Raw genomic sequence first — 23,033 nt, forward strand, 5'->3', positions numbered from 1 at the left:
TATAGTTAGTAACCAATTTGAATTTTTTAATTCTGTAAAGAAAACGTGTAAGTAGGCTTTGCAGCTCTCTTATTAAACTTAAGTTACGCCTAGGAGGAAAACAATGGTTTAGTTACCCAATGACTAGGGAGATCCCCCCCTAAAGCTTGTTAAGTTTGATGTGAAAAAATAGTGGCTAAATATTAAAGTTTCATGACTGAATGCTTCAATACATCCATCCCAAGATGGAGTTAAAGCGAGTCTCATGGGCCACCATACGGCTTTGGAAACTGCTACAAAACTTCAACTCATCCCGACGCTGAAGCGATCGAAAAAATTGCAGAGCTCGCAAAGCTTACATAACTTCGATGAGTTGCCCCGTCATCGGTGCCAAACAGGTCTTATGGCTGAGTTCGGTGAAATAACTCCAGACTTAAGGATCTGTCTCGTCAATACCTAAAGTTTCAGTAATATGGTTCACTACCCCTGGAACTGATGCTTGAGGAACCGCCCAATCTCCCACAGCTGTCAATGTCAAACCTAAAAGCACCACGCTGCTAGCGATCGCAAAAAGAGATGGATATTTGGAAAAACCGAAATCACGCAGAATTCTAGCGAACGGATGACTTTGACGCCGTAAAGTGCGGCTGTCTGCTAGCTGCTTCAGCGTAAAAGGATCACGGACAAAATGGCCACTGCGGCTGACTACAAACCGCTCTCGACAGTGAGAACAAGTTAACAGCCCATTCAAGAGCCGATGCGGCCCAATTCTGCCATCGCGATGGCATAGGGGACAAATGACAGCGTCATGATCAAAAGTGTGAGCATTCATTAGAACTTTCCACTTGCCCAGGAACTACTCAGTACGCTTGCCTGCTAAGGCAGAGAATCTTACTCTGACGGTTCTCTTACAGCTAGTTTTCCGCAAAATGGCATTGCTAACATCGTCCAGTTAGCTGAATTTCCAAGGCTATTGTGGCAATGCGATATCACTCTAACCTAACTAAGCTGTAACAGCCTATAGTATCTATCCATTCGTTCTAGCATTTGATGAATTCTTGGCTTTGGCAGGAGTTTAATGCTTGTCGTCAGGCTTCAAGATCAATCACAATGAAAGACTAGAAATACATAAAAGTTAAGCTTTATCTAATTTTTCTATTGACTCTCAATGTCTTTGATTCCAGCCCCAGATGGGTTGGCTGAGCAACCGACGCCAGCCCCCTCTACTTCTCATTTTGCCCATATTTTCAATCGCTTACAACCCACACCTGAAACGGTCGTGCTCATTTTGGCGATCCTGATTGGTGGCGGTACTGGCATGGGAGTCGTGACCTTTCATTATTTAATCGAATTAATCCATAGCTTGATGCTAGAGGATTTGATGGGAGCGATCGCCCCTTGGGGAGCTTGGACCCTAGCCTGTGTGCCCATGCTTGGGGGTGTCATCGTTGGCTTTATGCGCTGGCGCTGGCAAGACTTTGGCCCTGGCATTTCCTCTCTCATTGCCGCAACGCAGGGTAAGCGCGAAATCTCTCCCATTCGCCCTGTGACCAAGATGGTAGCTGCGTCAGTTTCCTTGGGCACCGGAGCTTCCTTAGGCCCAGAAGGACCGAGTGTAGAAATTGGCGCTAATTTTGGCCTCTTGCTTGGCCAAATCCTGCAAGTATCTCAAGAACGGCAGCGTCTCTTATTAGGAGCAGGGGCGGCGGCAGGTCTAGCAGCAGGATTCAATGCGCCGATCGCAGGAGTATTTTTTGCGCTTGAAGTGGTTTTAGGCACTACGTTTGCCACCTCAGCGGTGAGTGTCGTGCTCTTAGCCGCGGTGGTGGCAGCATTAATTGCTCAGATCGGTTTAGGAGCACAACCTGCCTTTGCCTTGCCCGCTTACGAAGTTCGCAGCCCATTAGAACTACCGCTTTATATCGGTCTTGGGTTATGTGCCAGCTTAGTATCTGTGGCTTACACCCAAACCATCAAGCTCGCGCAAACTTTTTTCCGGGGTGAAATTTCAGGATTTGCTTGGGTGAGCCGCATTCCCCGCCCAGTTCATCCCGTCATTGGTGGAGCTTGTGTGGGTTTAGTCGCCCTCGCTCTGCCCCAGACTCTTGGGATTGGCTACGAAACCATTGAGGCTTTGCTCCGAGATGTAGAATTTTCGTTGCCTTTATTGCTCCTGCTCCTGGCTTTCAAACTTGCCCTGACTGCTCTGAGTTTGGGCAGTGGTTTAGTGGGTGGAATTTTTGCCCCAGCTATGTTTTTAGGAGCGGTGCTAGGCGCAAGTTATGGCAAGATTCTGGCGGCGATTCTGCCTGCTGGTGCGATCGCTATTGCCGCCCCCCCTGCTTATGCAATGGTGGGTATGGCTGCTGTTTTGGCGGGAAGCGTGCGAGCACCCTTGACAGCGATTTTACTGTTGTTTGAACTCACACGCGACTATCGCATTGTGTTGCCCTTGATGGCTGCCGTTGGCTTGAGTGTCTGGGTGATCGAGTCGCTGAAGCCTATTTCAAAGCCAGGTTTGAATTTGAAGCAGATGGGAGTCAACGTTGAGCCGGATCAGGGGCAAGAAGCCTTAAAGCACCTGACCGTAGAAGAGGCCATGCAACCTTCTCCGCTCATTCTGCCGTATGCTTTACCTGTGCTAGAAGCTAGCGAGATTTTGCTGCATGGGCATCTGCATAGCGCTTTGCTAGTGGATGAGACAGGGCAACTGAGGGGAATTGTGACGCTGCAAGATATTAATCGCGTGCTAGCAGCCCCAGAGAGGACAGCAAATTCAGTAGCAGAAGCGTTATCACCGCAACCATCAGCCACATTAGCAAGTCAGCCTGTGGGAGAAATTTGTACCAGTGAGCTGCTGTATGCTTACAAGGATGAATTGGTGACGGAAGCGATCGATCGCATGGGAGCGAGAGGATTGCGCCAGCTTCCCGTAGTCGATCGAGAGCCTCCTCATCTAGTGGTAGGCCTGTTGGAGCAAGAGCGAATTCCCTTAGCATGTAACTTGGCTGCTACTCGCAAAGCCCTACAGCGACACCTCACGGCTCCGTTAAACTCTGAGGAAATTTCTTTACCCACATTAAAGCAGCCCGCTTAATGACAAAGCGAGCTGCGTCAGAAATTAGTTTTGTTCACGACTGAGGATTCAGGTTTTACTTCTTGCTTTTAGTCGTCCAAACACTGGTGAACATCATCAACATACCGCCAATGAGGATAGCGATCGCTAATGTGGCAGCCGATAAATTCATCCAATCGATATTTTCCATAAAAAGAATCTACACAGAAATTACAATTACAAATTTAATGTAAAAGTCCGGCAAGAGTGCCTTGGATTGATTACTCTTGCAGGAACTCTAGTTGACGATTCGATGGATTCTGGCTTCATTAGCAAAAATTGCCGCTCAAATCTGAGAGTTTGGCAATAAGAAACTTAAGAAGCAGCTTCCTGGTCTTGCAGATCAATTTGCCGCAAATGAATATGCTTACGGCCTAAAGAAATTTCAAATTCGTCTCCAGGTTGGAGATCCATTTGCTTGGTGTAAGCAGAGCCAATGAGTAAATTGCCATTGGATTGAACACTGATGCGGTAGCTTGCACTGCGTCCACCCCGACCATTACCATTTTGCTTGCCGTCTAACTCAATGCCTTCAGCATCAATCAGAGCATTGAGAAACTTCATCATGTTGACTCGTTCCACACCACTTTTAGTCTGAGTGTAGTAGCCACATGCCTTCGCTTTTTCTTCCTTACTAAGAGTGTCTAACTCTTTGACTTTTTTGAGGAGAGCTTCACCTGTCAGAGGTTCAATTTTTTTCTTTTTAGTCATCAACTTGAGTCTAAAAAAATTAACAAGAGGTCTAGATTACTTCTTGCTGATCGACGCTGAGATATGGAAATCTGAGCTGAGTATCAGCTTGTAAAACTATACTACACTGATAAAGCAGGCTTGTTCACAATATCTATTGATTTTAAGAAGTAATTTTTTGATTTAGTACTTATGAAGTATAGGTAATGTCTAGATAAGTCAGATAAGCATTAGAACTGCTGATTAAGATCCAAAGAAAATATCATTATTACAGTCACCTCAAGCTGGTGGAAGCAGAATTATTCAACCTTTGTGAAGAGGCTGATGGAGCAATCTACAACTAAAATCCTTGCTCTTATTCGGAGGTAGTCTAGGATGTTTGAGACAGAAGAGGAAAACTAATAAAGCAGAGCTTGCTGAGGAGAAGATGAGGGTAAATTACTGCATTTTACTGCTAAGGGTGACTTTGTAATTTATGGTGCGACACCCACTTTAGATGAGAATGGTTGCGTCTGTTACGGCAACTTTTTTGGGGAGCAATGAAGCTAACAACTCGTGGTCATTACAGTGTTAAAGCCTTATTAGATTTAAGCTTGCAACCGGGTTATGGTCCTACCTCCGTCAACACGATCGCCCGTCGCCAAGATTTGCCTGCCCCTTATCTAGAAAAGCTATTGATTGAGATGCGTCGAGCGGGGTTAGTGAACTCGCTCCGAGGGGCTCAAGGCGGATATCAACTAGCGCGATCGCCGGCTCAAATCTCTCTGGGTCAAATCTTAGAAGCGGTTGGTGAAACAATTGAGCCATTGTCACGCTACGCTCCGGACGCAGAGCAAGCCGAGGATTGGGTGACCTTTACCCTCTGGAATCGCTTACACCAAAAGTTGAAAGAGGCGCTATACAGTATTTCCTTAGAAGACCTTTACTATGATGCCCGAAGCTGGCAAGCGGCTCAAGGAGAATCGACAAGTTTTGTAGTTTAATTTTGGTTCTAAAAAAGGAGGAGCCAACAACCTTTTCGATTAGGTGTTGACTCCGACATCAGCTCCATTGGTAGGCTGGGTAAAATTTAATACTGACTGCGCTTAGAGATGCACTGATCCGACAGCGCTGCATCAGCAAAATATAGACTAAACTGGTTGCCTAAATTGGTTGTGATGGTTATGAATTTGGCGGCTAACTTCTCCATAAGCTGTTCCGTTTGCTGACTCATGGATTGGCTCATGGACTTGCCTATTGGCTGTACAGTTGACCTGTCCCTGCACAAGTTCATCAGTTGGGTTTTCCTCGGCCCCTTCTACTTGATTGTTGTAAGAGCACTTAACTGTAATTTTCATGCTGCTTTGGGCTTTGCCATTGGCGATGTAGGGCACGCCTGCGTCTGCACTAAAATTGATACCAAACTCCAGGGTGACTTCATCAATGTTGCCAGCCCCAAAGTTTTTGAAGGCATTGAGCGTATAAGCGGTATAGCTGCGGAGGGTATTTTGCACCATCTGCATTGAGCTATGGGAACTCATAGACTTAGCGGCAGCACCAGGCCATCCCTTTCCTCCTCCCCGTTTTTGTTCAACTTCTTCGGTGTCTTCGTAGGATGAAGTGTCAGAAACTGGAGTATTCTCAACGTTTTCCTGAGCTTCGATGTAGATGATTGTGCCGTCGTCAGACTGAATAGGAACGAGTTGATGGGAGGACATAGCAATTAAACTTCCTGCGAGAGTAGATGCATCTGTTGATTGTGCCTAAAAAAGCCAGGTACACTCCGATGGGCCATACCCCTTTTTGACTTTATTGGCATGACTTCAGGAGTATCTTTTTTTAGCCATCTCTTCGCAGCTTTAGAATCATTCACCCCACCATCCACGATCGCCCTTTGGGTATTAGCGATCGCGGCTTTGATTGATTACACCATCGGAGATCCCTGGGGCTGGCCTCATCCGGTGCGCGTCATGGGCTGGGCGATCGCTCGTTACCAACAATTCGTGTTTCGTTACCTCAAGTTAGCTACGGGGCAGCGGGTGGCAGGAGTATTTTTGGGACTTGGGCTGGTTGTTGTTAGCGGCTGGGTTGGTTGGGCGATCGCCACAGGTGCCACTTGGATGCATGCAGGGTTCGGAATTGCTGTGCAAAGCATTCTATTGGCCTCTTGTTTCGCGGGGCGGAGCTTGAGGTCTGCTGCTGAAGATGTGATGCAGCCTTTATCCAGCGGAAATTTGGCCCAGGCGCGTACTCGTTTGAGCTTTTATGTCGGACGCGACACGGAGAATTTATCAGAACCGGAAGTGTTACGAGCCATATTGGAAACCGTCACGGAGAATGCCACGGATGGGGTGATGGCTCCCTTATTTTATGCCTTGCTGGGTGCCGCTTTGCCAGGAGTCGGAGTAGTGCCTTTGGCCCTCGCCTATAAAGCTGCCAGCACCCTAGACTCAATGGTGGGTTATAAAGAAGCACCCTACACGCACTTGGGGTGGTTTAGCGCCCAGATGGAAGATCGCTTGACTTGGCTACCCTGCCGTCTGGTTGTGCTGACGCTAGCCTTGCTCTCCGGAAAACCGCGATCTGTGTGGCGGATTTGTCGCAGAGACGCGATCGCCGATGCTAGCCCTAACTCTGGCTGGAGTGAGTGTGCCTATGCGGCAGTTTTGGGTGTGCAAGTGGGAGGCACCAATTGGTATCGCGGCGTTGCCAAACATAAACCCTTGCTAGGAGAACCAATTCACGCCATTATGCCAGAACGAATTCACCAAGCCTTGCAATTGACCCGCATTAGCTTTTTGCTTTGGTTAGGATTGGGACTTTTTGGTTTAACTCTGTGGTCTGAAATGGTTTTCTCTACAGGCCAGTTGCCCTAAACTTTGCCTAAGCCGCTTAGGGTGTTTCTGGCGAATACAGCTCCTAGTAGAAACTTTATGGCCTCCGAAATCATAGAAATTCTTTCAGCCGAGGAATTACGTCGGACTTTGACCCGACTAGCCTCTCAAATTGTCGAAAAAGCGAATGATTTGTCTCAGCTGGTTTTACTGGGGATTCGCACCAGAGGCGTGCCCTTAGCTTATGCATTAGCGCGACAAATCGAGGTTCTGGAGCAGGTGCAGGTGCCAGTGGGAGCTTTAGACATCACGTTTTATCGAGATGATTTAGATGAGATTGGAGTGCGTACCCCCGATAAAACCGATATTCCTTTTGATCTAGCTGGGAAAACAGTGGTTTTAGTAGATGACGTGATCTATAAAGGGCGGACGATTCGAGCGGCCCTCAATGCAGTGAATGATTATGGTAGACCTCCAGAAATTTGGCTGGCCGTTTTAGTCGATCGCGGCCATCGAGAACTGCCGATTCATCCAGATTTCACAGGGAAAAAACTGCCCACCTCGAAAGAAGAGAAAGTGAAGGTCTACCTGCAAGACCTGGATGGCCGAGATGGAGTGGAACTAATTCCTCGTAAGCCCGATGGCTGGGGTGGTTAATTGCCTGGATGACTTGATTACTGAACTCGATTGCTGAATGAAGGGAAGTGTCTGGAGTGCTGCCATCCAAGGTATTCTGATCAAGACTTCCCTTTTGCTTGACTCATTGGTCTTTTGTGAACGCGCCCCTCACTTCCCCCACCGAAACCCAATCCCGCAAAGCTGATCACATCCGCATCTGTTTAGATGAAAACGTGCAATGTCATCAGGCGACAAATGGACTAGAGCGCTATCGCTTTACCCATTGCTGCTTACCAGAGATTGACCGCAGCGAGATTAACCTAACCACTCAATTTCTGGGTAAACCGCTGGCGGCTCCCTTGCTGATTTCCTCGATGACAGGCGGCACAGAGCTAGCCAAAACCATTAATTACCGCCTCGCCACAGTTGCGCAGCACTACAAAATCGCGATGGGGGTTGGTTCTCAGCGGGTTGCAGTCGAGAATCCAGAAGTTGCGCCGACCTTCAATGTGCGGTCGCTTGCTCCCGATATTTTGCTATTCGCGAACCTGGGGGCGGTGCAACTGAACTACAGCTATGGCCTAGATCAATGTTTGCGGGTGATTGATTGGCTAGAAGCTGATGCTTTGATTCTGCACCTGAATCCATTGCAAGAGTGCGTGCAGACCAAAGGCGACACTAACTTCCGAGGCTTACTCGCTAAAATTGCCACGCTTTGCCAGAAATTGCCCGTCCCGGTGATTGCCAAAGAAGTCGGTAATGGCATCTCGGCAACAATGGCGCAAAAGCTGATTGAGGCTGGAGTACAGGCCATTGATGTAGCGGGTGCAGGGGGAACTTCCTGGGCCAAGGTGGAGAGTGAACGAGCTACGGATGCCAAACAACGACGCTTAGGCGCTACGTTTGCCGATTGGGGCTTGCCCACCGCAGAATGCATCACCACCATCCGGGCGATCGCCCCTACCCTGCCTCTGATCGCCTCCGGTGGTTTGCGCGATGGCTTGGAAGTGGCTAAAGCGATCGCCTTAGGTGCAGACTTGGCAGGTTTGGCCCAGCCCTTCTTGCAGGCAGCTTGTGAGTCGGAAACCGCTTTGGCGGAACTGGCAGAGGTGCTGATTGCCGAGATCGAAACGGTACTCTTCTGTACAGGCAACTCGACTATTGAAGCGCTCAGGCGATCGCAAGCTCTGGAGCTAAAGGCATAATTCACCTTTAGAGCTGGGTTTGGGCATGCTGAAAGAGCGGCGGCTTCGTGAGAGAGCAATTAGCATAGAGGAATGTTTTAGGCACCTAGCTAAAGCTTGACCAGTTAGTTTCTCCTTGAAGCCTGATGCTTGCTGAGGCGCTATTCACTTTTGCCAGGGATTCTCTCAATGCGTGACTTTCTCAAATACACCTTTGCTAGTTTGGCAGGGCTGATCCTCTTTTGCAGTCTAGGAGTGGGGGGGCTAATATTTTTGCTCATTGCTGCTGCGTCAGTTGACTCAGGCCCCCAGGTGAGAAACAAGTCCGTTCTAACGTTTGATTTATCCCTGAACATTACCGATTCCAAGCCTGCCACTAGTACGAGTCAGGCGATTAGTGAAGCTTTATCGAACGACAATAATGACTCCGTCTCTCTCCAGACAGTGCTGCAAGCGATTGAGGAAGCGACTCAGGACGACCGGATTACCGCGCTTTACCTGTATGGCAACATGAGCGCGGGTAGTAGCAGTTCTGGCTTGGCGACCTTGAAGGAAGTGCGGGAAGCGCTAGAGGAGTTTCGGGCCAAGGGCAAAAAGATTATTGCCTACGACATGGAGTGGGGAGAGAGAGAGTATTACCTCGGCTCAGTTGCCAACACTGTTGTACTCAATCCAATTGGTTCAATGGAACTGAACGGGTTTAGTTCCCAGCCAACTTTCTACACCGGAGCTTTGCAAAAGTATGGGGTTGGCGTTCAGGTCACTAGAGTTGGCAAGTACAAATCAGCCGTGGAACCATTCCTCCTCACTAAGCAAAGCTCTGCCAGCCGTGAACAAACGGCCAAGCTCCTAGGAGACCTCTGGAGCGAGTTCTCCACCACCGTCAGCAAAGACCGTAAACTCAAGCCTCAGCAAATTCAAGCGATCGCCGATAACCAAGGCGTTTTGTTAGCCGAAGAAGCTTTGCAACGGCGCTTAGTTGATAAAGTGGCTTACTTCGATGAAGTTGTGGCCGAGTTGAAGCAAATGACGGACAGCGACGAAGACGAGCGCTCCTTCCGCCAAATTAGCTTGCCGACCTATGCCAGAGCGGTTGAATCCGACACGGAAAAATCTTCCAGCAATCAAGTCGCAGTGGTATATGCCGAAGGCGACATTGTAGAAGGGATTGGCGGCCCTAGCTCGGTCGGAGGCGATCGCCTAGCCAGACAACTGCGAGAACTGCGGCTCGACGATGATGTCAAAGCAGTTGTATTACGAGTGAATAGCCCAGGTGGTAGCGTCACCGCTTCCGAAGTGATTCAGCGAGAAGTAGTGCTGATCAAGAAAGTCAAACCGATTGTGGTGTCAATGGGAGATGTGGCCGCGTCCGGTGGTTACTGGATCTCCACCTATGCCGATCGGATCTTCGCCGAACCTAATACGATCACTGGTTCCATCGGCGTATTCGGCCTCTTGCCCAACGTGCAAAAACTAGCCAACGCCCAAGGCATTACTTGGGATGTGGTGAAGACCGCCCGCTTTGCTGATAGTGAAGGCATTACGCGCCCCAGAACACCCCAAGAATTAGCTGTGCACCAGCGCGTCGTAGATCGCATCTATGACCGCTTCCTGACCAAAGTTGCTGAATCTCGCAAACTGCCCAAACAGAAAGTAGCAACCCTAGCTCAAGGCCGAGTGTGGTCAGGCACATCCGCTAAACAACTCGGCTTAGTCGATGCGATCGGTGGTCTCAATGCTGCCGTCGAAGATGCCGCCAAGCGAGCCAAGTTGGGCGATGACTGGAAACTAGAAGAATATCCTAAGACCCGCAGCCTGGAAGACCAAATTCTCAAGCGGCTCATCGGTGATCCAGCCGCTCAGGTTGCTGAAACAGCTACCGAAAAAGTCGATCCATTCACAGCCGAGTTGCTCAAAGTGCAACAAGATTGGTCCACCCTGAAAGCCTTCAACGATTCTCTTGGGGTCTATGCCCGCCTACCCCTCAACCTACGGATCGATTAGATCGAAGCCTCAGTTTTACCAATCTTCAGACCAGCTATCGTCACTCTGAGCCCTTCCACCCGGATTGACTGAGGAACCAGAGTAACTCCGAATAGAGCTGCTGAAACCCCATAGAAACTGGAGCAGCGCCATCCCAACCATACCCAGCCCCACACTAAACGCCAGCACAATCCCAAACGGAATTTCCACCGACTTAAACAGCAGAAACTCAAAAGAGACAGGCGTAAAATTCTGCACTGAAACAATGGCGATCGCCACAACCCAGGCAGCCAAAAGTAGCGAGGCGAGTAGATTAACCATTGGTAGGGGGTGAGGAGAAAGAGGAGGGATGAAGGATGAAAGGAGAAGAGGGAGTCAGGAGCCAGAAATTAGGAGACAGAAGTTCCCCAACTAAAGATACCGAAGTTACCTTTGGAGGGGGTCTGGGGGACGCAACCGTCCCTCAGCGGGGGTTTGGGGGCAAGCGCCCCCAAGGCTTTTCTTAAACACCCACAGGTTGAATCTGATGAATCACCCGATCCATATGCTGAGCAATTTGGGTTTCCTTCTCAGGAGAATTTGTCTCCATATAAACCCGCATCAACGGCTCAGTTCCAGAGGGACGTAGCAACACCCAGCTACCGTCTTCTAGGTAAAGCTTAATGCCATCCTTGCGACCCACTTCCTTCACCTTAATCCCTGCCACTTCCGACGGTGGATTCTTAGTGAAAGATTCCAAAACCGCTTCCTTGTGAGGGTTTTCCAAGTGCAAGTCGAGACGCTTGTTGTAGAGCGGACCACCTGCTTCGGCGATAACTTCTGTTACCAACTGGCTCAAAGGCTTACCTGCATAAGCGATCGCCTCAGCCACCAACATATCTGCCAAAACCCCATCTTTCTCAGGGATATGGTCGATGATGCTGAGACCGCCCGACTCCTCACCACCGATCAGAACCGTGGTTTCCCGCATCTTCTGGCCGACATACTTGAAGCCCACTGCCGTTTCGTGAATTTCTAAGCCATACTTAGCGGCAAAATTATCTAGCAGATGGGTTGTGGCCACAGTCCGCACGATCGCGCCATTTTTGCCTTTATTCTTGACCAAATGGCGGGCCAGCAACAACAGCACCGTGTTGGGAGTCAAGACATTGCCTTGCTCATCCACAATGCCGAAGCGATCGCTATCTCCATCTGTCGCTAAGCCCAGATCTGCGTGATCGCGCTTCACGGCTGCAACCAATTCTTCTAGCTGCTCGCCTTTCGGCTCAGGCATGCCCCCACCAAACAGCACATCTCTGTAAGTGTGGAACGCTTCTATTTCACAGCCACAGTGCATCAGCACTTCATCCAAATAACCTCGTGAAGTAGAGTAGAGCGCGTCATACTTCACCTTGAGCTTAGCGCTGCGAATCCGCTCGACATCTAAAAGTGTATAGATGAACTTTAAATATTCTGGCTTGGGGTCAAAGGTAGAAATGCGATCGCCATTGTTAGTCGATGCAGGCGCGTCACTCGCTCCTTCAATATTGGCGACAATCGTATCTGTAATTTCGGTCGTTGCAGGACCCGCATAGTCAGGAATATATTTAATCCCGCAGTAAGGGGCAGGATTGTGGCTCGCCGTGAACATCAGCGCTCCGGCTGAGTTGAGGTGACGAGCATTATAGGCAATGACAGGCGTTGGGCAGTCCCGATCCACGATTTTGACAGTCCAACCTAACTCTGCCAACACTTCAGCAGCCGTTTGAGCAAACTCATCTGCTAAGAAGCGAGTGTCATAGCCAATTAAAACCGGTCGATCCTGAGAGTAAGCGGTTTTGAGATAGCTGGCGATCGCGCGTGTTACCCGCCGCACATTAGCAAAGGTAAAGTCGTCAGCAATGATCCCTCGCCATCCATCCGTACCAAACTTAATCGCTTTCGAATTGCTGCCTGCACTCATAGTTGCCACTTTGCTTAATTCACCCTCAATAGTACAAGAACCTTTCGGTCCCAGGTGTAGCAATCTGCGCTGGCATTACGCCTTGCCGTTAGCCTAACTGGCTCTGGCTTATGAGATTTTATGTAACTAGAGTGAGACATTATTGACATAATTTATACCTTAAGGAAGGTAGACTTTTCTCATAAATCATGTAGCCAGCGGCTAATTTCTGACTTCAGACTGAATTGAGTGTCCACTGGATCTTCACGAGATTGAAGATTCTCAACAGCCTGTTTTACTTTTCAGCAAAAATACAGGATACTTGATGTCTAATAGAGCATTTCTCAGAAAACTGTAAATATCTGCGTATTTTCTTCCTTGCTTATTGGTGCTGAATGACTCAGCCGCCGCCTGAGATGATCAAGTTTTGATTTCTAAATTCAAAAACCCTGTTGATAATTGTGGATTTGGTAATGACTCATTCCCTGGCATCTACTGCGGCTAAAGAGCAATCGTCTATGGCATTGCCGTCTCAGCTGCAACGGATTGCAGCACCAAGCCCAGGTTCCAGGGGGGCAGTATCAGAATCTAAGGTTCATTCCTTAGCAGCCATTTGGGCCAGAAAATACGTCGTTGCCGTCACTTCTAAGGAAACGACAGAGCAACTGAAAACGAGTGACAACCTGGCGGCGATCAATTCCAAAGAGGGGCGCACTCTCACTGCCAGCAAGCTACTCAAGCAGTTAACCTTAGCCAGCGCTCAGGCTTGGTCCACCACAGAAACGTTGCTCTCCGAAGAAATGGAGCGCCACGATATTGACCCCAGCTTGATCGACCCCTGGCAAATTGCAGCTGATGCTCACAACTTGTTCAAAAAGTCATTAGATGCTTACGCTGAGCGCATTACTCCTCGGCGGTTGTCAGTGGTGGTGGGGAATGACTTTGGCCGAGTGCGGCGCAAATACACAGCTCAAGACCCACGCGCGATCGGCTTTGTCAGCATGCAGTTTCACTACACTGGCAAAATGCTGCTAGAAAAACTGCCACCGACCGAGCGATCGCTGTTAGAGCCTTACTTCAAGGTCATGGATGACCACATGTACATGCCCCTGCGGGACGCTTATAAAGCAGCGGCAGAGCATGACCTTGGCTCCCCCGTTTTGGAAGCAGTACAAGCTCTATTGCCTGTGAGCACCAAAATTGCTCATGCGGTTTGCAGCCAAGTCGGGCGATCGAATCCGGGTTATGAGAGCTATAGCGGTTTGCTCAACTCAGCCTCCGTTCGAGTTTCCAGCATCCGCGATGTAGAGATGTTCCAGGTGTACCTCTGCCTGTGCATTTTGGAAGACAGCATTCGCTCGGTGCAGCAAGAACTCTTCCCGCTTTGTGTCATGCTCTACCCGCGCCTCAACGTCAGTTGGAAGTTGGTGCAAGACATGCTACAAACGCTGGGCTGGGAAATGCACGATCGCCTCACCCCAGATCATCTAGCGCTATTTTTACCCTACCTCCGTACCTTGACTGAGATGTTTTCCGCTGAAGTCTTTCAGAATTAAGGTTTCAAACAATTCTGAGCTGGGCAAAGGATTTCTACCGTCTTGATCGCGGCATTTGGTGCAAACGCTTGAGTCTCGTTGTATTCCTGCGCGGGTGAAGGGTAGATGCCTGCAAATTGAGCTTTATCTTGGGTCTGAGGGCGGAAATGAATCCTGTCAGCGGGTTGCTGAGCGAACTTCACGTACTCTCTCGATTCGTTGGCCGTATGGTAAGACAGCGTTGCCTGACCATAAATAGTTTCGGCCTGCTGGAGTGCCATGCTAGGGCCAACACCCTCAGCCGTTTGGAACTGAGGATTATCTGTTAGCAAAATTTCAAACTTATCTGTATCCGCTAGTTGGGTGACAGCAGGATACAGGATGTAAAACAGGGTTTCTTTTCCTTGCTGCACCGCGATCGCATCAAAGTCAACAATGTAGGGTGACTCAACCTTGAAGGATGTTTCTGGCCCTAATGCCTGCTTCACCTCTCCTAACGTCATGCCAAATTGAGCCGCTCCAATACCTTTCGCGGAAATCGTCTGGGCTGGGGTAGGCGACTGGGTTGGTGCAGGGCGATCGCTGGGGCTGGCTATAGCTGTAGCACTGGGACTACCAGCAACACTTGCCGGGGGACTAGATGATGTTTGTTGAGGTACTGAATTGCAACCTAGCAGGGGCACCAAAATACCAAGCCAGAGAACGTAAAGCCTCGCCGGAAAATGTTTCACAGGGCAATTAATATTCCAAGAACAGCATGTCGAAAGTTTCTGGCTGACTAGAGGCAGTCGGGGGGAGAGATCGTGCCTCTGGAACTATACCTGACCGCATTTGTTGCAAAGTTGTTTCTAACGCCGCAATTTGTCGATCCAGTTGGGTCATTCGCTGATTGATTTGCTGGGTGCGTTGCTCAATTTTTTGCTGCTCCTCTTGCAGCCGTTTTCGCTCTACTACCAGCTTATAAACATCCAGATAGACCGTCGCTTCGGTTTGCTGACGGGGCATTGTACTGATCTTCGGGGTGATACTGGGGCGGATGGGTCTTGGCGGCATCTTCAAAATCCCTTTTTGCTGCTAGTGTTCCCAAAACTTAGGGTTTTCTTGGTACTCCAGCCTATGTTCTAGCCATTACCGCGCATTCCTGCGGGCTTGTTGCCACAATAAGGATTGAAGCTTATGCAGTTTTGCCAGTAGTTTTCTAGAAATTCCATGATGCCCCCCGTTTCTAATGCCTCAGCCGTGACTTACTCCCATCTCACTGCCTTGACCTGGAACTGGCAGGGATTTCCAATTTCTTACCATACCCAAGGCGATCGCGGGCCTGCTGTAGTTCTAGTACATGGCTTTGGGGCATCCTGGGGACACTGGCGCAAGAATATTCCCGCTCTATCCACTACTTGTCGCGTTTACGCCCTAGATCTGATTGGCTTTGGGGGTTCCGCTAAAGCCAAACCCGGCCCGTTGCAGCCTGGGGAGCAAATCGAGTACACGATGGAAACTTGGGGGCAACAGGTCGCTGATTTTTGCCAAGAAGTCGTGGGTGGCCCTGCTTTTCTGGTAGGGAATTCGATTGGTTGCATTGTGGCGATGCAAGCAGCGGTGGATCGGCCAGAAATTGCTTTAGGAGTTGCTTTACTCAACTGTTCCTTACGGCTACTGCACGATCGCAAGCGGTTGGGATTGCCCTGGCATCGGCGAGTCGGTGCCCCTGTGCTACAGCGTTTACTAGGCGTGAGTTGGATTGGGCAGTTCTTTTTTAGCCGCCTCGCACAACGCAAGGTGGTGCGGAAGATCTTATTGCAAGCATATCGAGATCCAACCGCAGTTTCGGATGAACTAGTGGATTTATTGATGGCCCCTACTGTGGATGCAGGAGCAGCAGCAGTCTTCTTGGCTTTTACTCGCTACTCTCAGGGGCCATTGCCAGAAGACTTACTACCCGTCATACCTTGTCCCGCGATTATTCTTTGGGGTGCCGAAGATCCTTGGGAGCCGATCGCTTTGGGTCAGGAGCTCGCCAAGTTTCCTCAAGTTCAGCAATTTATTGCGCTGGAGGGTTTAGGGCACTGTCCGCAAGATGAAGCTCCAGAGCGGGTGAATCCGATTTTGCAGGAGTGGATTATGACTCAGGCAACTCACTCCGAGGAAGCTGTACCTTAGCGGCTTTGCTGGCGCAGCCAGTCCTTACCCACTTGAATCGTGACATCTGATTGCAAAGCTCCTGTGCTCTCGATGCGGACTTCACCAACTCCTAAAACTTGGCGCAAGGCTTCGGCGCTTTCGGCATCTCCTTGTTGGGCTACAATCCGCGTCACATTCAGCGGTTCGGTCCAAGGATCATTGACGGAAACATTCTCATATCCTGCCTGATTTAGCGCACTCATCACGCCATCTGTAGCCGCAGACTCACGGGTGCTGTCTTGGATCGCGACTCGCAAATAGGCGGGGTTGGTGGGCAGAGAACTACCCACACCAAGATTGAAATGCTGGGCCATCAGTGATTGAATGCGATCCTGATCAGGAACCCAATAACTTGCTTGGAATTCTCCTGGAGCGCTAAAATCGCCAGGCACCATCAGCATCTTCACGTTAGAGCGGTTGGTCTGAGTGGCAAATCCGACCAAAGCCATTAACTCTTCTACGCTCAGATTTGTGTCGAGGTGCGACTGAATCACAGACAGAATCTTGGGAACGCGAGCCAAGGTAACGGGATTGAGCGCTTGCTCCATTAAGGCTCGCATCAGCATTTGCTGGCGTTGAATGCGGCCAATATCTCCATTCTCGTCGTAGCGAAATCGCAAAAACTGTAGAGCTTGGTTGCCGTTTAAGCGACGTTTACCAGCCTTAAGATTAATGTAGAGGTGTTGGCTGTCATCCTGATACTTCATGTCTTTGGGGATGTAGACCGTGACACCACCCAAAGCATCGATTAGTTTTTCAATTCCCTGCACATTGATCCGAACATAGCGATCGATACCCACGCCATCGAGTAACTCGCTGGTAGCTTTGGCGCTGAGGGCAGGACCACCATAGTAGTTCGCTTCATTAATCTTGGTGACTCCATATCCTTCCACGTAGGCACGGGTGTCGCGAGGAATGGATAGCACCGCTAACTTTTTGCTGTCTGGATCGAACCGAACCAGCAACATGGTGTCAGTCAAACCATCAAGCGAGTTGATTGTGGCTTGATAACCTAAGTTACGCGCGTAAGCAGGCGGATTTTGGACGTCGGTGGAGAGGACCTTAGCGCCCAATATCAGAATGCTGACGGGACGGGTGAGTTGAGGTAAGCGGAAGTTAGGATTGCTGGAAATGCTCTCGCCTTGCCCAAAGACTGCTGCTTCTTCAGCGCTGAGTTTACTCTGCATCAGTGGGGTGGTTGCCAGAGATACCGCCAACAAAGCTCCAGCCGTCGCTGATAACATAGCGACCCCAGTGAGGCTAAACAATAGCCAAACCAAACGTGAGTTACTTGATTTCGTCGGTTTCTTGGGCACGGGCTGATGACGTTTCGGCAGCGATCGCTGGTAAGGGATCTTTTGGGTCGACACTGGCTTCCTCAACACACACTAAAGCAAAAATAGCTGATGCTACTGGAGTGACTTGGAAACCTCTGCACCCAAATTGCTCAAACATAGGGCAGCCAATCTCAGGCTGGCAAGCCAATAGTTTTCCAGCCTCTGTCCAGTTCACAGCAGCATGTTAACAGTATTCCCTGGATTCTGTGCCAAAACTGGACATTTGATGCCCCTCTCTTAGGTTTAGCTAAGGAACGAACCCTTTGGCTTCAAACGCAAGAGAGAGTTATCGCTCATCTAAAAGCAGCTTCCTACTTACGGTAGGCGATCGCTGAGATGACTGACTCCAGGCAAACGCAATGGTTTACGCTGCCATAGCCGTACCATTAACCAGATGTTGACCAAAAAATAGCCAGAGGTGAGCAAACTGCTCATCAATAGCAAGGGTAGGGTGAGAGATTCCGAAGTTTGGGCTCCAGTGCCTAATAAGATATACCCAAACAGCCATCCTAGGGCGAGGGTTACAACCAAGCGACTCAGGGCTTTTCTCTGACGGCCTCCTTCATTGCGATACAGCGTCCAGATGGCGGGAAAAAAGCCGACGACTGGGATCAAGTAGAAGAATATCTGTAGCCGTTTTAAGTCCTGGCTTTCTAAAGGGTCAACATCTTTCATGCTTACCAACCCCAAGTCCCCGATGCGCCTTTAAACGGGCCAACAATATCTGAGGTAATCCAACCGCCGTAAAAGTTTCCTGGTTGGGGCTGGACCTGTTCTCCATCGACGTAGCAGGCTTCCATCAAGTGGGGATAAAACGCCACATAGTCCTTAAGCGGCTCAAAAGCAGGAGTCGGCTCAGGGTAAAACCAAGCGGCATTCGGAGCCTGGCGATCGCCGACGGCAACAGTGTAGTAACCTGCCCGTCCTTTCCACTCACACCAAGATGCTTGAGCAGAAGCAATTAAAGAGTCTGGATTAATATCCGCAGGAGGAAGGTAATAAACGGGAGGATGACTGGTTTCTAAAACTCGTTTTGCTTGATGGGTGTCTGCGATCACGACGCCATTAAAGACTATTTGAATATGCTTAGGAGAATCCTCTAAGCGGGGCGGACGGGGGTAGTCCCAGACTGATTCTTGTCCTGGCCCTGGAATAGTACGCTCACGGTTCACTTACAATCATCTCCTCAGAAAGACAACCTCAGCCAGCAAAATTTGTATCATGAATAATTCCGATTTTTCAGCCGTGCTGGAGCGGCAAGCGCTCAGAGAGGGCGATCGCTCTCCTATTGGCAGGAGGCTAATTTTGTTGGTGGGGCTAACCATAGGCTAACAACTGCTGAGAAATTTCACTGCCAACTCAGTTCCCCGCTCCAGATCGGGAATACTGCATGTGTCATCCTGGCATCTAAGCTGCAAAGCTGAATCCATGAGTGCCAGTCTCAGAATCAATGGCAAACTCTATCAGTTCTACTTCTACTCTCAGAGGTTTTAGCAGATGCTGAGTGAACTGCTTTTCGGCGCTAACCTTTTGTTGGCAGGCTACTACCTCAGTACTGTCTTTCTCGCGGCTCGCAGAGCGGCCCGACAGCCGTTGATACCAGAAGTAGCTTGGTTGGCTCCGCTCTCGAAAGCACTGTCTCTGACTCCGTTGAGCCACCCCACTTTGGTACTAGAAGCGCCAGCTATGGGGCAGATGACTGAGCAAATGATTCAGCCAACCATTGAGCAAACGGTTGAGCGCGATCAGGCCAGAAACCCCCTCAAGATGACTGGTTCCGGCTCTAATTTGACACAAAAACAAACGGAGCAAAAACAAGCGGCAGCAGCGATCGCTAAACGAGAGCAATATTTAGCTGCTTTAGTCGAAGTGCAGCAGCAACTCTTGGTCTGCAAGGAAGATTGGCAGGGTTACACTTCAGTCCTCCAACTCCTAGGCCAGGTTTCTGGAGCTAGCCGAGTTTACATCTTTGAAAACCACTTTGAAAACTCTCATCGGCACAGTTCTCAGTTACTGATGAGCCAACGGGCTGAGTGGTGTACCGCAGGCGTTCAACCCGAAATTGACAATCCCGAGCTACAAAATCTTTCCTATGCCGACTTTTTCCCCCGCTGGGCCGAGAGGTTGTCGCAAGGCGAGATTGTGGCGGGTATCGTGGTTGATTTCCCTGAATCAGAACGAGTAATTTTGGAGCCGCAAGGCATTCTATCGATTTTAGTGTTGCCCTTTATTGTCAATAGCCGATTTTGTGGCTTCATTGGTTTTGATAACTGTGTAGAAGCCCGCGCTTGGGAAACCTCGGAAATTGATTTGTTGCGGGCTGCGGCTGCCGCGATCGCCTTAGCGCAAGAACGCCATCAAGCCGAGGCAGTGTTGCAACAACAGTTTCAGCGCACGCTCTTACTCAAGAAAATTACCGAAGAAATTCGCCAAAGCCTGGATGCCTCCCAAATTTTTCAGACTGCGGTGCAACAGATTGGTCAAGCTTTTGGCGTGAATCGTTGTGTGATTCGGACCTATCTTACGACCCCTACCCCTCGGATTTGCTTGGTGGCTCAATATGCTGAATCCGGTTTTATCTTGATCAATCAGGCAGAAGTGGCCGATATTTCTGCGGTTAATAATCACTTGGTAGCAGCAGTTTTGTCGCAAGACCGAGCGATCGCCTACACCAATGTCTATGCTGAACCGCTATTAGAGCCTTATCACTTTATTTTTGATCCCTTAGAACTTAAATCTTTATTGACGATTCGCACCTCCTATCAAGGGGAAGCGAATGGCGTAATCAGCCTCTACCAGTGCGATGACTTTCGCGCCTGGACTCCTAATGAAGTGGAGCTTCTAGAGTCAGTGGCCGCCCAAGTGGGGATTGCTCTGAGTCAGGCGCATTTGTTAGAGCAAGAAAAGCACCAGCGCCAAAAGCTGACTGAACAGAATGAAGCCCTAGCACAGGCAAAGCAAGCGGCTGAAACAGCTAACCAAATTAAGAGCGAATTTTTAGCCACAGTTAGTCATGAAATTCGTACACCGATGAATGCGGTGATCGGTCTGGCGGGCCTCTTGCTCGATACAGGTCTGACCATTCAACAGCGAGATTTTACTGAAACCATTCGTAGTAGTGGAGAAACGCTCTTAACCATCATCAATGACATCTTAGATTTCTCTAAGATTGAATCTGGCAAGTTGGAGCTAGAGCAACAGCCCTTTAATCTCTGTACTTGTATTGAAGGAGTGCTGGACTTACTAGCACCCAAGGCGGCAGAAAAAGGGTTGCAAGTGGCTTATGTCCTGGAGACACAAGTTCCTACTTCAATCGTGAGCGACGTCACTAGGCTCCGACAAATCTTAGTTAATCTGCTCGGCAATGCGATTAAGTTTACGGCAGCCGGAGAGGTGGTGGTTACCGTCGCTGCTCGCAAGTTAGGGGCAACCCACGCTTCTGCCAGTTCTGGGGCAGCGAAATATTCGATTCGTGTGGCGGTGAAAGATACTGGAATTGGCATTCCTAGCGATCGCCTTCACCGTCTGTTTCATCCCTTTAGTCAAATTGACGCTTCCACTAGCCGTCAGTATGGCGGTACTGGGTTAGGGTTGGCCATTAGTCAGCGATTAAGCGAATTGATGGGAGGCCGCATTTGGGTGGAGAGTGAAGTCGGGGTAGGCTCTACTTTCTATTTTTCCATTGTGGTTGAGGCGACACCTAACGCTGTAGAGAGCGAGTTATCAATGCGATCGCCCCAGTTTGCTGGAAAACGACTGCTGATCGTGGAAGGCAATGTGACAATTCGCCAAATCTTGGTTCAACAAGCTCAGATGTGGGGCGTCACGGCTGAAGCCGTCGGTTCTAGCCAGGCAGCCTTGGAGCAAATTACGCAAACTCCCGCCTTCGATTTAGTGATGCTGGACCCGCAGGTTCCAGGCTTTGATGGCTTGAGCTTGGCTACAGCGATTCGCCAACAGCCGCAAGGTCAAACCGTCCCCCTCGTCCTGCTGAGCTCTGTAGGCAATTCCAAAGCCCAGACCGAGCTAAGCCCGATCAAGATTGTTGCAATCCTGAGTAAACCGATTAAGCAGTCGCATTTCTATGAACTCCTGATGCAAGTTTGGGGACCAGAGGCAGGTTCTGCTTCATCTGCTAGCCTGCGGGCTTCGGAAGTCAAAGCTGAGATTCCTTGGCTGGCGGCGCAACATCCTTTACGAATTTTGCTAGCTGAAGACAATGTGGTGAACCAAAAAGTAGCCTTGCATTTGTTGCAACGGATGGGCTACCGCGCTGATGTGGCAGGTAATGGCTTGGAAGTATTAGTTGCTCTGCGCCGCCAGCGTTATGACCTGATTCTGATGGACATGCAGATGCCCGAAATGGATGGCTTGACGGCAACAAAACAGATTTGTCAGGCTTGGTCGGTGACTGAGCGGCCTCGCATTGTTGCCATGACTGCCAACGCCATGCAAGGAGACCGAGAAGTTTGTCTGCAAGCAGGGATGGATGACTATATCAGCAAGCCGATTCGAGTTGAAGAATTAATGCGGGTGCTGCGAGAGGGTCAGGCTATAACAGCCCAAAAAGCTAGTACTTTTGCCTTTGGAGCCCTAGAGACTGTAATTGATTTGGAAATATTGCAGTCTTTGCAACAGGGCGAAGACCTAGCTGCTAGTAGCTTTTACCAGGCGATTGACAGTTATCTAGAGGAAGCCGCTGATTTGATGCAAGCGATCGCGCTAGCGGTGACGAATCACGACCCAGCCGCCTTACATCAAGCCGCCCAAACCTGGAAATCTTTGAGTGTGATAGTCGGGGCTTTGCCGCTAGCTGAGCTTTGCCAAGAACTGGAAGCGATCGCGTGTCAGGCAACGCTGGAAGAAGCCGTGGTTTTGCTGCCCCGCTTAGACCTGGAGTACAGAAAGGTGAGAACGGTGCTCCAGCAAGTTAAAGACTGTTGATACACTCAGCATGGTCATAGGCAGGACTGTTGACTTTGGTGCTAACTGGGTAAGCAGTCATAGCCTCGGCTGCATAAGGCTGAAGCCAAGGTTGCAACTGCTCAGGCTCCCGCACAGTGGGATCAAGCCACAAGTCGTGACTTTCGGGAGGCAAAATCACGGGCATGCGATCGTGGATCGAGCTGAGTAACGCATTGGCTTGGGTAGTGAGAATAGTGCAGGAATCAAGGCGATCGCCCTCTGGGGTTTGCCAATGCTCCCACAGCCCTGCAAAGGCAAACGGTTGCTGATCTTGCAGTCGGAAGTAGAAGGGTTGCTTTTTCTTCTCTAAGCGCTGCCACTCATAAAAACCATCTGCCACAATCAGGCAACGTCTTTGCCGAAATGCGGATCTAAAAGCAGGCTTCTCCGCCACTGTTTCCGAGCGAGCATTAATCAACCGAGATCCCATACTCATATCTTTAGCCCAATTGGGAATCAGTCCCCAGCGCAACTGACGCAATTGTCGCTCGGGCTGTTCTGCGGGTTCTGCGGTCGCGAGAATTGCCATGATCGGCTGCGTCGGCGCAATATTGTACCGGGGTGCGAGATCAGGTACTGCCGCTAAGTGAAATGTGGCAGCAATGGTTGCTGCGGATTGGCTCTGAGTAAATCGTCCACACATGCCTAAATCCTTCGCCTCTCAAACCTGGGATAGCTTTTTTTCTGAGCAGATTCTCTTACATTGAATGTA

21 protein-coding genes are annotated in these 23,033 nt (G+C 49.7%); 10 read left to right on the plus strand and 11 right to left on the minus strand.

Going from position 1 to position 23,033, the window contains the following annotated elements; translation table 11 throughout:
• Nucleotides 1–412: 412 nt before the first annotated feature.
• Nucleotides 413–811 (minus strand): hypothetical protein, encoded by a 399-nt coding sequence (locus H6F68_RS17720; protein WP_190432234.1) that lies wholly within the window; start codon nt 809–811, stop codon nt 413–415.
• Between the two features lie 336 nt (nt 812–1,147).
• On the opposite strand from H6F68_RS17720, the gene H6F68_RS17725 reads away from it, so the two are divergent.
• Complete coding sequence (locus H6F68_RS17725) at nt 1,148–3,076, plus strand: chloride channel protein (RefSeq protein WP_190561038.1); 1,929 nt, start codon at nt 1,148–1,150, stop codon at nt 3,074–3,076.
• A gap of 333 nt (nt 3,077–3,409) precedes the next feature.
• On the opposite strand, the gene H6F68_RS17730 is transcribed toward H6F68_RS17725, so the two are convergent.
• On the minus strand, nt 3,410–3,805 hold the full coding sequence (locus H6F68_RS17730) for an AbrB family transcriptional regulator (protein WP_190432230.1): 396 nt from the start codon (nt 3,803–3,805) through the stop codon (nt 3,410–3,412).
• A gap of 518 nt (nt 3,806–4,323) precedes the next feature.
• On the opposite strand from H6F68_RS17730, the gene H6F68_RS17735 reads away from it, so the two are divergent.
• On the plus strand, nt 4,324–4,767 hold the full coding sequence (locus H6F68_RS17735) for an RrF2 family transcriptional regulator (RefSeq protein WP_190561040.1): 444 nt from the start codon (nt 4,324–4,326) through the stop codon (nt 4,765–4,767).
• A 147-nt stretch (nt 4,768–4,914) separates the two neighbouring features.
• Here H6F68_RS17735 and H6F68_RS17740 read toward each other — a convergent pair whose 3' ends face one another.
• Nucleotides 4,915–5,481 (minus strand): CU044_2847 family protein, encoded by a 567-nt coding sequence (locus tag H6F68_RS17740; protein ID WP_190561043.1) that lies wholly within the window; start codon nt 5,479–5,481, stop codon nt 4,915–4,917.
• A gap of 99 nt (nt 5,482–5,580) precedes the next feature.
• On the opposite strand from H6F68_RS17740, the gene cbiB reads away from it, so the two are divergent.
• The 4 genes from cbiB (at nt 5,581) to sppA (ending at nt 10,403) form a co-directional block, all read left to right on the plus strand.
• Complete coding sequence (gene cbiB, locus H6F68_RS17745; RefSeq protein WP_190561045.1) at nt 5,581–6,639, plus strand: adenosylcobinamide-phosphate synthase CbiB; 1,059 nt, start codon at nt 5,581–5,583, stop codon at nt 6,637–6,639.
• A 57-nt stretch (nt 6,640–6,696) separates the two neighbouring features.
• Nucleotides 6,697–7,254: a bifunctional pyr operon transcriptional regulator/uracil phosphoribosyltransferase PyrR gene (gene pyrR, locus H6F68_RS17750; RefSeq protein ID WP_190561047.1), complete on the plus strand. Its 558-nt coding sequence runs from the start codon at nt 6,697–6,699 to the stop codon at nt 7,252–7,254.
• 116 nt (nt 7,255–7,370) lie between these two features.
• Nucleotides 7,371–8,420 (plus strand): type 2 isopentenyl-diphosphate Delta-isomerase, encoded by a 1,050-nt coding sequence (gene fni, locus H6F68_RS17755; protein ID WP_190561048.1) that lies wholly within the window; start codon nt 7,371–7,373, stop codon nt 8,418–8,420.
• A gap of 168 nt (nt 8,421–8,588) precedes the next feature.
• Nucleotides 8,589–10,403, plus strand: coding sequence for a signal peptide peptidase SppA (gene sppA / locus H6F68_RS17760; protein ID WP_190561051.1), 1,815 nt, complete (start codon nt 8,589–8,591; stop codon nt 10,401–10,403).
• A 15-nt stretch (nt 10,404–10,418) separates the two neighbouring features.
• On the opposite strand, the gene H6F68_RS17765 is transcribed toward sppA, so the two are convergent.
• Nucleotides 10,419–10,703 carry a lipopolysaccharide assembly protein LapA domain-containing protein gene (locus H6F68_RS17765; RefSeq protein WP_190561053.1) on the minus strand — a complete coding sequence of 95 codons (285 nt, stop codon included), beginning with the start codon at nt 10,701–10,703 and terminating at the stop codon, nt 10,419–10,421.
• Nucleotides 10,704–10,738: 35 nt separating this feature from the next.
• Here H6F68_RS17765 and H6F68_RS17770 point away from each other — a divergent pair, with 35 nt between their 5' ends.
• Nucleotides 10,739–10,888 (plus strand): hypothetical protein, encoded by a 150-nt coding sequence (locus H6F68_RS17770; protein WP_190561055.1) that lies wholly within the window; start codon nt 10,739–10,741, stop codon nt 10,886–10,888.
• On the opposite strand, the gene H6F68_RS17775 is transcribed toward H6F68_RS17770, so the two are convergent.
• Nucleotides 10,885–12,324: a phosphoglucomutase/phosphomannomutase family protein gene (locus tag H6F68_RS17775; RefSeq protein ID WP_190561697.1), complete on the minus strand. Its 1,440-nt coding sequence runs from the start codon at nt 12,322–12,324 to the stop codon at nt 10,885–10,887. The two genes, H6F68_RS17770 and H6F68_RS17775, sit on opposite strands and share 4 nt — an antisense overlap.
• Before the next feature lie 497 nt (nt 12,325–12,821).
• Here H6F68_RS17775 and H6F68_RS17780 point away from each other — a divergent pair, with 497 nt between their 5' ends.
• Nucleotides 12,822–13,859 carry a hypothetical protein gene (locus tag H6F68_RS17780; RefSeq protein WP_242065557.1) on the plus strand — a complete coding sequence of 346 codons (1,038 nt, stop codon included), beginning with the start codon at nt 12,822–12,824 and terminating at the stop codon, nt 13,857–13,859.
• Here the strand turns inward: H6F68_RS17780 and H6F68_RS17785 are convergent.
• Entirely contained in the window at nt 13,856–14,569 is a 714-nt protein-coding gene (locus tag H6F68_RS17785) for a hypothetical protein (protein ID WP_199300154.1), read from the minus strand. The two genes, H6F68_RS17780 and H6F68_RS17785, sit on opposite strands and share 4 nt — an antisense overlap.
• Nucleotides 14,570–14,576: 7 nt before the next feature.
• A complete protein-coding gene (locus tag H6F68_RS17790) occupies nt 14,577–14,891 on the minus strand; it encodes a hypothetical protein (protein ID WP_190561059.1) in 315 nt (104 codons plus the stop codon).
• Between the two features lie 156 nt (nt 14,892–15,047).
• On the opposite strand from H6F68_RS17790, the gene H6F68_RS17795 reads away from it, so the two are divergent.
• Nucleotides 15,048–15,998: an alpha/beta fold hydrolase gene (locus tag H6F68_RS17795; protein WP_242065558.1), complete on the plus strand. Its 951-nt coding sequence runs from the start codon at nt 15,048–15,050 to the stop codon at nt 15,996–15,998.
• On the opposite strand, the gene H6F68_RS17800 is transcribed toward H6F68_RS17795, so the two are convergent.
• From H6F68_RS17800 to H6F68_RS17810, 3 genes are all read right to left on the minus strand, one after another.
• Nucleotides 15,995–17,389 carry an LCP family protein gene (locus H6F68_RS17800; protein ID WP_190561061.1) on the minus strand — a complete coding sequence of 465 codons (1,395 nt, stop codon included), beginning with the start codon at nt 17,387–17,389 and terminating at the stop codon, nt 15,995–15,997. The two genes, H6F68_RS17795 and H6F68_RS17800, sit on opposite strands and share 4 nt — an antisense overlap.
• Nucleotides 17,390–17,671: 282 nt before the next feature.
• Entirely contained in the window at nt 17,672–18,031 is a 360-nt protein-coding gene (locus H6F68_RS17805; RefSeq protein ID WP_190432210.1) for a hypothetical protein, read from the minus strand.
• Nucleotides 18,032–18,033: 2 nt separating this feature from the next.
• Nucleotides 18,034–18,528, minus strand: a complete 495-nt coding sequence (locus H6F68_RS17810) for a DUF427 domain-containing protein (protein WP_190561063.1) — start codon at nt 18,526–18,528, stop codon at nt 18,034–18,036.
• Between the two features lie 325 nt (nt 18,529–18,853).
• Between H6F68_RS17810 and H6F68_RS17815 the strand changes: the two genes are divergently transcribed.
• On the plus strand, nt 18,854–22,300 hold the full coding sequence (locus tag H6F68_RS17815; RefSeq protein ID WP_190561065.1) for a response regulator: 3,447 nt from the start codon (nt 18,854–18,856) through the stop codon (nt 22,298–22,300).
• On the opposite strand, the gene H6F68_RS17820 is transcribed toward H6F68_RS17815, so the two are convergent.
• Nucleotides 22,287–22,964 carry an SOS response-associated peptidase gene (locus H6F68_RS17820; protein WP_190561066.1) on the minus strand — a complete coding sequence of 226 codons (678 nt, stop codon included), beginning with the start codon at nt 22,962–22,964 and terminating at the stop codon, nt 22,287–22,289. The genes H6F68_RS17815 and H6F68_RS17820 overlap by 14 nt on opposite strands.
• Nucleotides 22,965–23,033 lie beyond the last annotated feature (69 nt).

Origin of the sequence: Trichocoleus sp. FACHB-262 (assembly GCF_014696035.1) — a bacterium.
In the GTDB taxonomy this organism is placed as follows: domain Bacteria; phylum Cyanobacteriota; class Cyanobacteriia; order FACHB-46; family FACHB-46; genus Trichocoleus.

Coding starts and splice junctions, on each gene's coding strand:
- H6F68_RS17770 (WP_190561055.1), top strand. CDS start 10,739: ATGAAAGGAGAAGAGGGAGTCAGGAGCCAGAAATTAGGAGACAGAAGT.
- H6F68_RS17805 (WP_190432210.1), bottom strand. CDS start 18,031: ATGAAAGATGTTGACCCTTTAGAAAGCCAGGACTTAAAACGGCTACAG.
- H6F68_RS17765 (WP_190561053.1), bottom strand. CDS start 10,703: ATGGTTAATCTACTCGCCTCGCTACTTTTGGCTGCCTGGGTTGTGGCG.
- pyrR (WP_190561047.1), top strand. CDS start 6,697: ATGGCCTCCGAAATCATAGAAATTCTTTCAGCCGAGGAATTACGTCGG.
- H6F68_RS17725 (WP_190561038.1), top strand. CDS start 1,148: ATGTCTTTGATTCCAGCCCCAGATGGGTTGGCTGAGCAACCGACGCCA.
- sppA (WP_190561051.1), top strand. CDS start 8,589: ATGCGTGACTTTCTCAAATACACCTTTGCTAGTTTGGCAGGGCTGATC.
- H6F68_RS17780 (WP_242065557.1), top strand. CDS start 12,822: ATGGCATTGCCGTCTCAGCTGCAACGGATTGCAGCACCAAGCCCAGGT.
- H6F68_RS17795 (WP_242065558.1), top strand. CDS start 15,048: ATGATGCCCCCCGTTTCTAATGCCTCAGCCGTGACTTACTCCCATCTC.
- H6F68_RS17730 (WP_190432230.1), bottom strand. CDS start 3,805: ATGACTAAAAAGAAAAAAATTGAACCTCTGACAGGTGAAGCTCTCCTC.
- H6F68_RS17720 (WP_190432234.1), bottom strand. CDS start 811: ATGAATGCTCACACTTTTGATCATGACGCTGTCATTTGTCCCCTATGC.
- H6F68_RS17820 (WP_190561066.1), bottom strand. CDS start 22,964: ATGTGTGGACGATTTACTCAGAGCCAATCCGCAGCAACCATTGCTGCC.
- H6F68_RS17740 (WP_190561043.1), bottom strand. CDS start 5,481: ATGTCCTCCCATCAACTCGTTCCTATTCAGTCTGACGACGGCACAATC.
- H6F68_RS17790 (WP_190561059.1), bottom strand. CDS start 14,891: ATGCCGCCAAGACCCATCCGCCCCAGTATCACCCCGAAGATCAGTACA.
- H6F68_RS17775 (WP_190561697.1), bottom strand. CDS start 12,324: ATGAGTGCAGGCAGCAATTCGAAAGCGATTAAGTTTGGTACGGATGGA.
- H6F68_RS17815 (WP_190561065.1), top strand. CDS start 18,854: ATGCTGAGTGAACTGCTTTTCGGCGCTAACCTTTTGTTGGCAGGCTAC.
- H6F68_RS17735 (WP_190561040.1), top strand. CDS start 4,324: ATGAAGCTAACAACTCGTGGTCATTACAGTGTTAAAGCCTTATTAGAT.
- cbiB (WP_190561045.1), top strand. CDS start 5,581: ATGACTTCAGGAGTATCTTTTTTTAGCCATCTCTTCGCAGCTTTAGAA.